The following is an 8,750-nucleotide window of genomic DNA, read 5'->3' on the forward strand; positions in this document are numbered from 1 at the left end:
GCCGCGAACCCTACCCCCGTGGTCGCGGCAGGCACCACGGCCGTTCAGCCAGCGCCGCCGGGACCGCCCCCCAAGGGGGCAGGGGAGCACGCCGGACGGGGCCGGTGGTCGTCACCGGTCACCCGCCGGGCGCGACCGGGTTGCCGCGCAGCAGGGCGCGGGTGGGCAGGGCGGTGGTGACCAGGGTGAGCAGGACGACGCCGGCGCTGAGGAGCAGGGCGGTGCCGGCGGGGACGTGCGGGCCCTCCCCGGTGAGGCCGCGGGTGACCGGGACCAGGGTGGTCCAGGCGATGACTCCGCCGAGCAACAGACCGGTGGCGGCGACCAGCAGGGCCTCGAACCGCACCATGCCGCGGACCTGCCGGCGGGTGGTGCCGGTCAGGCGGAGCAGGGCCAGTTCGCGGCGGCGCTGGAGGACGGTCATCACCAGGGTGTTTCCCGCGGCCAGCGCGGCGAACCCGCCGAGTACCGCGGCCATCACGTAGTTGGCCCAGGCGTTGAGTTCCTGGTCCCGGTCGGCCTGGGCGCGGTATCCGGCGGCGTCGGTGACCGACGCGGCCAGGGTGAGCTCCGCCAGGGCGTGGGCGACTGCGGCGTGGTCGGCGTCGCCGGAGTCGGTGACCAGCACCTGGTCGTCGAGGGCCGCGGTGACGTGGGTGGTCAGGGCGTCGCGGGAGAACAGGACGTCGCCGAGGCCGAGGCCGCGCTGGTACACGGCGACCACGGTGGGGCGGGCCCGGGTGCCGTCGCCGAGCCGCAGGGAGAGCCGGTCCCCGGTGCTCACCCCCAGGGAGTCGGCGAGCAGGGCGTCCACCGCGACGGTGCGGGCGTCGGGGGTCAGACGGGCCAGTGACCCGCTGGTGACGTCGAGGTCGAGGACGTCGGGCAGGGCGGCCGGGTCTCCTGAGACACCCAGGGCCGTGGCCGAGTTCAGGGCCCCACCGGACTGGTAGAGCACCCCCGTGCGCAGGACCCCCGTCGCGGTCCGGACCCCGGGCAGGTCCGCGGCGCGCTCGGCGACGGTGTCGGGCAGACCGGGGCCGGTGGGGGACAGCACGTGGTCGGCCACGACGGCGTCCCGGACGTGCTCGTCGGAGACGTGGCGCACGGTGGTCTGGAGGAACACCAGGGTGCCGCAGAACGCGGTGACCATGGCGATCGGGATGACGGCCGAGGCGAACCCGCGGGCCTGCGCACGGACGTTGTCCGCGGCGAGCGACCCGGCGACGGAACAGGCCCGCGCCGGCAGCCCGAGGACGACGACGAGCAGGCGGACCAGCAGCGGGCCGAGCAGGGCCACGGCCGCCAGGAAGCACATCACCACGCCGAGCGCGGTGTTCGCGGCGTCCTCCCCGTCGAGGTCGGCGGCCACGGTGGCCAGCACCGTGCCGCCGACGGCGAAGGCCACGCCGAGGACCGTGCGCACCACACCGGGCCAGGCCCGTTCCAGGGCGGCCTCGCCCAGCGCCTGGCTGGGCCGGAGCCGGGCGGGCCGGCGGCCGGCGACCCACCCGGCGAGGAGCGCGGCGAGGGCGACGAGGCCGACGGCGACGACCATCGGCAGGAAGCCGACGTCGAGCCGGACCTGCTCCGGGACCGCACCGCGGTCGACGAGTTGGCCGAACCACCAGTGGGCGAGGGCGACACCCGGCCAGACCCCCAGGGCCCCGGCGACGGGGGCGAGCATCAGGGCCTCGGCCGCGACGGTGCGGCGGATCTGCCGCGGGGTCGCCCCGACGGCCCTGAGCAGGGCGAACTCGCGGGCTCGCTGTCCGACGGCCAGGGCGATGGTGCCGATCACCACGAAGACCGCGGTGGTGGCGGCGATGCCGCCGAAGGACCCACCCAGGCCGAGGAGCAGGGTCCTGCCGTCGGCCAGCCCCGGTTCCTCCACCTCGCCACGGTCGTCGCCGGTGAACACCTCGGCGCGGCCGTCCAGGACCTCGCGGACCCGGGTGGCCAACTCCCCGGTGGTCACGCCGGGGCGGGGCCGGACGGCGACGGCGTCCACGGTGCCGGGGTGGCCGGAGAGCCGGTCGGCGACGGGGCCGGCGAACCAGGCACTGGCGCCGTCGCCGCGGTCGGGTGCCAGGCCACAGACCCGGTAGGTGCCGCTGCCCCCGGGCGCCGTGAGGGCGACGTGGTCGCCGACGGCGAGGCCGGCGGCGTGTGCGCTGTTCCGGTCGAGGACGACCTCGCCGGGTCCGGGGACGCACCCGGGCGCGGGGGCGTCGGGGGCGGGGATGCCGGACGCGGCGATGTTGCGACCGGTCAGGTCGGGCAGCGGCGCGCTGCCCGGCACGGTGGACTGGAGGGGGAAGGCGACGTCGGGCACGGCGGCTGCCACCGTGGGCAGTTGGGCGATCCTCGCCGCGGTGGCGGCCGGCACCCGGTCGCGTTCGGGCAGCGCGACGTCCTCGGTCTCGTCGGCGTGCGCGGCGTCGATCCGGGCGTACTGGTCGCCGGCGACCACCACCGGGGTGTGCGCGTAGCGCTGCGGCGGGACGGAGGCGGTGATCCCGGTCTGCAACAGGATGCCGCAGGCGGTGACGATCGTGACCGAGAACACCAGCGCCACCAGGCTGCCCACGAACGAGGCGGGGCGGAACCGGATCGAGGCCCGGGCGAGTCCGTTGGTCATGCCGCTGCCCCGGCCGGCCGCGCGGCCGAGGTCAGGCGGACCATCCGGTCGGCGACGGTCTGCGGGTCCGGGTGGCTGACCTCTCCGGCGAGGGAGCCGTCGGCGAGGAAGAGCACCCGGTCCGCGTGCGAGGCGGCCACCGGATCGTGGGTGACCATGACCACCGTCGCCCCCAGCGCGTCGACGGCGCGGCGCAGCAGGGTGAGGACCTCGTCCGCGGAGCGGGTGTCCAGAGCGCCGGTCGGCTCGTCGGCGAAGATCACTTCCGGCTGGGTGATCAGCGCCCGGGCGATCGCCACCCGCTGCTGCTGTCCACCGGACAACTGCGCGGGGCGTCGGCCGCCGTGCCGGTCGAGGCCGACCTCGGCGAGGAGTTCCCCGGCGCGCCGCCGGTCCCCGCGCACGCCGGCCAGCCGCTGCGGCAGCAGGACGTTCTGGAGCACGGTGAGGGAGGGCAGGAGGTTGAACGACTGGAACACGAACCCGACCCTGGTGCGGCGGAGCCTGGTGAGCCGGTCCTCGCTCAGCTTGGTGATCTCCTCCCCGCCGAGCAGCACCTGACCGGCGTCCGGTCGGTCGAGCCCGGCGGCGCACTGGAGGAAGGTGCTCTTGCCGGAGCCGGACGGGCCCATCACCGCGGTGAAGCTGCCCCGCGGCAGCGCCAGGTCCACACCCCGCAGGGCCTGCACGGCGGACGCACCCCGGCCGTAGTGGCGGCGCACCCCGCGCAGTTCGATCGCCGGGGCGGGAAACTGACTCTCCCCGGTGGTGCTCCGCTGGTCGGCGCGCCTGCTCATGGACTCTCTCTCCCTGCCTGGTCAACCACGCTCTCGACGCTAGGGAAAGAGCAAGGTCGGGGCCATGGAGCAGGCCCGGCTCCACGGGGTGGGGAAAGCCCCAGGTCGGGCCGGGGGCATCCCCGCGGTGCGGAGGCCCTGCGCGGGGGTGCTCGGCTCGGGCTCCCGGCCGGGCACCCCCGCGGGGGCCACGCGTCAGCGGCTGGGATCGCCCTCGGGTCGCCGGTCCGGGACCGGGGACGAGGTCTCCCGTTCCGGCGTGCCGGCCTTCCCCGGCCGGCGACCGGTCGCCGTCAGCAGCGCCACCAGGCACGCGGCGGCGAGGAGGATGCCGAACGCGACGGTGAGGGCCGTGGTGTAACCATGCACGGAGGCCGCGGCGGCCGTGGCGTGCCCGTGTGACGCCAGGTAGGCGGCGCTGGCGCTGGCCGCGACGGTGTTGAGCAGCGCGGTGCCGAGGGCGGCGCCGAGTTGCTGGGACGCGTTGTAGGCGGCCGACGCGGCTCCGATGTCGTGCCCGCGCATGCCCGCCGTGGCGAGGCTGGCTGTCGGGGGCATGACGCAACCGAGGCCGAGCCCGGTGAGCACCAACGCGGGTACCAGGTACACCGGGAGGACGTGGGTGCTGTCCGGCGTCAGGCGGGTCAGGACGACCATGCCCAGGGCCGTGACGAGCAGGCCCGGCAGGATCAGCGCCGTGGGCGGGACGCGCCCGTGCAGCCTCCCGGCGACGAGGGTCGAGCCGACCAGTGCGGCGAGGGCGTTGATGATCAGCGTCAACCCCGCCTGGACGGGTGAGTAGCCGAGGACGGTCTGGGTGTAGTAGCTCATGAACAGGTAGAAGCCGAACATCGCGACGAACATCAACGTGATCGCCAGGAACGCCGCCGCGCGGGCGCGGTGCACCAGGACGCGCATCGGCAGCAGCGGCTGGGACCTGCGGACCTCGACGACGACGAACCCGGCGAGCAGCAGAATCCCCCCGCCCAGCAGGGCCAGCACCCGCACCGAACCCCACCCGTGCGGCTGGGCCTCGTTGAAGGCGTACACCACCGCGGCGAAACCCGAGGCGCTGAGCAGGGCACCCGGCAGGTCGAGCCGACCACCGCGGCGGACCGGCCGGTCCGGCGGCACCAGCACCGTGCCGCACACGGCGACCAGCGCGATCGGCACGTTGACGTAGAGGCACCACCGCCAGGACGCGTACTCGGTCAGCAACCCTCCCGCGATCAGGCCGACCGCGGACCCCGCGGCACCGACCGCGGCGAACACGCCGAACGCCCGCCCGCGTTCCCGGGCCTCGGTGAACGTGGTCGCCAGCAACGACAACCCGGCGGGCGCGAGCGCGGCGGCGAACACCCCCTGCAGGGCCCGCGCCCCGAACAGCGTCTCCGGGATGGCCGCGGCTCCGCCGAGCGCCGACGAGCCGGCGAAGCCGACCAGGCCGACGACGAACGTCCTTCGGTGGCCGAGTGCGCCACTGACCCTGCCACCGATCAACAGCAGCCCGCCGAAGGCCAGCGCGTACGCCGTGACCACCCACTGCCGGCTGGCGTCGGACATGCCCAGCGCCTGCTGCGCCGAGGGCAACGCGATGTTCACGATCGTCCCGTCCAGCACCACCAGGAGCTGGGCCGCGCTCACCACCAGCAGCGTCCACCATCGCCGTGGGTCCGCGCCGCTTCCTTCCGTGTCCCCGACCATGACCTCGACCTCCCTGCCCCACGGGCCCACCCCGGCGAGCCCTCAAACGGTGTACGGCAATCCCTAACAACGTTAGGGAGAGCGAACAACGTACTACACTGCCCGGGAGCGGCAGGGTGAGCGGAACGTCAGGTGAGGTGGGATGGGGACCGTGGGCGACGCACGCGACCAGCGCAAGGGCGGAGAGGTGCGGAGCGTCTGGCTGCGCCCCCGCCGCGCCACCCGGGGGGAGCCGCCGCTGACGCTCACCCGCATCGTGGAGGCGGCCGTCGCCCTGCTCGACGAGGAGGGCATCGAGCGGCTCACCATGCGGCGCCTCGCCGAGCGGCTCGCCGTCGTCGCCCCGTCGCTGTACTGGCACGTCGACACGAAGGACGACGTGATCGACCTCGCCGTCGACGCGATCTTCGGCGAGGTCCCGGTGCCGGCCCCGGGCGGTCCCGACTGGCGCGGGGACATCACCGCGGTGCTGTCCGGCTGGCGGGCCGCGCTGCTGCGGCACCCGTGGGCCGCGGCCGTCCCGGCGCGGCAGCGACCGACCATCGGCCCGAACTTCCTCGCGTCGATGGAAGTCCTCCAGGCGACACTGGTCCGGGCCGGCTTCACCGGCGGGGGCCTGTCCGCGGCGACCTGGGCGCTGTACAACCACGTCATGGGCTCGGCGTCGACCGAGTCCACCCTGCGCATCACCGACGAGGAACGCCGCGTCGGCCAGGAGCAGTTGCGCGCCGAGCACGACCGGTACCCCACCCTGGCCGCCCACGGGTACCTCTACGACGACGACTGGGACGGCAGTTTCAACACCGGCCTCGACTACCTGCTCGACGGACTCCAGGCCCAGCTCGACCGAACCGGGTAGGCGCGGAGCCACGTCCTGCGCCCGGCCACCGCCGGGGCGGGGCGGCTTCGTTGCGAGCCCTCCAGGGCTGATGAAGGCAGCCGCCTACGAAGACGTGGGCGGCTGCGTTCTGGGTTCTGAGCCCTCCAGGGCTGATGACGACGCGCCTACCCGGCGTGGGGGTGGAGGGACTGCGCCCGGTGGTAGAACTTCTTCGCGACGTTGCCGAAGTACGGGCCGAACTTGGTCTCGTGCTGCCCGCGGTAGCTGAAGCTGGTCAGCGAGGACTGCAGGCCCGTCCCAGTGGCCTCGTCGAACCGCTCGAACCAGGGGCCGCCGCTCGAGCCGCCGGTCATGTCGCAGAGCAGGCCGTGGTCGTCGGTGCCCTGCGTGTCCCTGGTGGTCCGGCCACTGCAGTAGATCAGCTTCTCCCCGTCGTACTGGTGGCCGGCGGGGAAGCCGAAGGCGTACACGTCCTTGCCGTAGCCGGAGTTGAACCTCAGCCCCTGGCCGCCGACGACGTCGGTGAGGCGCCTGCCGTCGAGCCGGTTGACCACGGCCGCGCCGATGTCATAGTCGATGGCGTCCTCACTGGCCACCCACTGCGGCGTGGCCATGGTCCTGGCGGCCGTCCACACGCCGAACGGGGCCTGGCCGTCGTGGTAGTTGGGCACGAACACCCAGTTGGTGTGCCAGTTGCCGAACAGCTTCACGCAGTGCCCCGCGGTGAGCACGGTGCTGTGGTTGGCGCTGGTGACGGCGTTCCCGGAGCAGAAGGACGGTTCGCCGTCCCAGACGAAGAACACCCGGCCCGAGGTGGTGACCACCTCGCCGCCGCCGGTCCACGGCCCGCCTTCCTCCGGGAACGCCTGCGGGCTGACGTCGCCGGGGGTGGCCGGCACGGTCTCCGGGGCACCGCGAGCCACGTCGGTCGGGCTGACGTCCCCCGGGGACACGTCGGACAGGTCGAGCGGCGTGGCCTGCCGCATCCGCTCGGCCGTCCAGAACGCGCTCACCTGCTCCTGCGCCGCCTGCGACGTGGCCGCGCCGTGGACGGCCGCGTCGCCGGCGGGCGCCGGACTCGCCCCGGCAGGACCCGCCAGGGCCCCGGCGGCCACCAGAACACCGACGGCGGCCATGGCCCGCGCGGTGGTGTGGAGGGTTGACGTCATGTGTGCTCCTTCGCATGCGGCCCGACGGGGCACGCGGAGACGGACCGGACGGGCGCACCGGACCGTCCGGCCGGATCACTGAGGGAAAGCCACACACGGCGGAACAGGGAAGACACCGTCCCCTGCCGTTCCCGGTTGCGAGTCTGTGGCGTCCTCCGCGACACCGTCAAGTGATCGGCGGAACACCCGAGTTCACCTTCTTCGGGGGCACGCTGGGGCGGACGCGGCAGGCGATGGGTACCCACCTTTCCAGGAGGCCGACCGAAGAACCACGGGGTGACTCACCCCGCCAGCCCCCCACTGCGGCGTCGGGCGGCGCCGGTATCCGTCTCCGCCCGGACGCGTCCGACCCCCCGCACCGTGGCCGGCCGCGGCATGGTGTGCGGTTGCTGGTCTGGTGAGGGTCGAGCCGGCGTACCTGATCGTCTTCGATGTCCCGCACCGCGCCGGATGCTGCGCAGGCCACGGAACTGATGTCGAGCATGGATGTCAAAGGCCCTACATCAAGATTCGCCGATCGATTGGGGGCCTTCGTGCTGGTGGGCACAGACGGATTCGAACCGCCGACGTCTGCCTTGTAAGGGCTGAACCACAGTGAACGAGGCGCGTTGGCTAACAGACTATGCCGGGTTGCGATCCTTTCAGGACTGATGACGACTCGTGGCCGCCATCTGGCGCGTCCACTCGCTCATGCAGTTGCGATCCCTGCAGGGCTGATGACGACCCGAGAGTAAATCCCCAGGTCAGGCGGCTCTCGCGGCGGCAAGCCTCGTCTAACTTTGCAGCATTCCAGCGGTTGTGCATCTACGCAGGTCACAGCCGTGGCGGAAGATGACAGACGTGCGGCGGCCATGCTGCGGCCGTGCCAGGGTGGTGTTGGGCTAGCCCGACCGCCGCAGTATCCCCCTGCGGGACCCGCTGGGCCGGCTGCCGCCGGTGGTGCCGCGGTGACCCCGCCGGAGACCGCCACCGTTGCCGCCGAACCCGAAACGGCTACGGGGCGCGTTGGACACAGGGGTTCGCCACGGCGAACGGCCGGCTCGAAGTCCAGGTGGACCGGCCGACCTGACCGAGGCGGACATCCGCGACCTTGAGAACCGGGTGTCAGCCCTCGAACTGTCCCGGTGGCCGCTTCCGTCCCTCGCCGCTCTGGTGTCCGTGGCCATGCTCCTCGTGACGGTGCGACAAGTCCCGCGGCGCCGACCTGATACCTAGTTCCGAAACTCGTGACCACAACACAAGTACTCTCGCAGTACAGTGAACTTGCTATCTGTCGGGGAGCTTCAATCTGACAGGTTGGACTCCTTGATTGTCGCTCACGCAAGGAGGCCCGAGCCTCGTTGCAGCGAGGTCGGGCCTCCGGTGTGCGGAGCTTGGCGGGNCCGGTCCGNTTTTTGGTGACCGGNCCCNCCAAGCAGGTCAGTCCGAACCGGGCCCAGCCAGCACGACTAGCGCGCAATAGCCTCCACACAACCAGCAATGGCGCTCACAGTGGTCAGAACAGCCACTAGCACCGCCAACCAGTACGGCGGCCCGTGGCGTCCTTCGTTGTGTTCGGGCACTGCTGCTCGGCTCCTCCCTGTGTGAGTGATTTCCCC

At 73.1% G+C, this 8,750-nt stretch carries 5 protein-coding genes; 1 reads left to right on the forward strand and 4 read right to left on the reverse strand.

What is annotated here, in order from left to right; all coding sequences use genetic code 11:
- Positions 1-118 precede the first annotated feature (118 nt).
- From A3IG_RS0121775 to A3IG_RS0121785, 3 genes are all read right to left on the reverse strand, one after another.
- Entirely contained in the window at positions 119-2,641 is a 2,523-nt protein-coding gene (locus tag A3IG_RS0121775) for an ABC transporter permease (RefSeq protein WP_018385707.1), read from the reverse strand.
- On the reverse strand, positions 2,638-3,438 hold the full coding sequence (locus A3IG_RS0121780) for an ABC transporter ATP-binding protein (protein WP_018385708.1): 801 nt from the start codon (positions 3,436-3,438) through the stop codon (positions 2,638-2,640). Before A3IG_RS0121780 ends, A3IG_RS0121775 begins: the two co-directional genes overlap by 4 nt.
- A 195-nt stretch (positions 3,439-3,633) precedes the next feature.
- Positions 3,634-5,142 (reverse strand): MFS transporter, encoded by a 1,509-nt coding sequence (locus A3IG_RS0121785; RefSeq protein ID WP_040912107.1) that lies wholly within the window; start codon positions 5,140-5,142, stop codon positions 3,634-3,636.
- Positions 5,143-5,284: 142 nt separating this feature from the next.
- On the opposite strand from A3IG_RS0121785, the gene A3IG_RS0121790 reads away from it, so the two are divergent.
- The gene (locus A3IG_RS0121790; protein ID WP_018385710.1) at positions 5,285-6,001 is read left to right on the forward strand and encodes a TetR/AcrR family transcriptional regulator C-terminal domain-containing protein; all 717 of its coding nucleotides are present in this window, start codon (positions 5,285-5,287) and stop codon (positions 5,999-6,001) included.
- Between the two features lie 146 nt (positions 6,002-6,147).
- On the opposite strand, the gene A3IG_RS0121795 is transcribed toward A3IG_RS0121790, so the two are convergent.
- Positions 6,148-7,152 (reverse strand): trypsin-like serine peptidase, encoded by a 1,005-nt coding sequence (locus A3IG_RS0121795; RefSeq protein WP_018385711.1) that lies wholly within the window; start codon positions 7,150-7,152, stop codon positions 6,148-6,150.
- Between the last annotated feature and the right edge of the window lie 1,598 nt (positions 7,153-8,750).

The organism is Wenjunlia vitaminophila DSM 41686, assembly GCF_000380165.1.
GTDB classification, from domain to species: Bacteria; Actinomycetota; Actinomycetes; order Streptomycetales; family Streptomycetaceae; genus Wenjunlia; species Wenjunlia vitaminophila.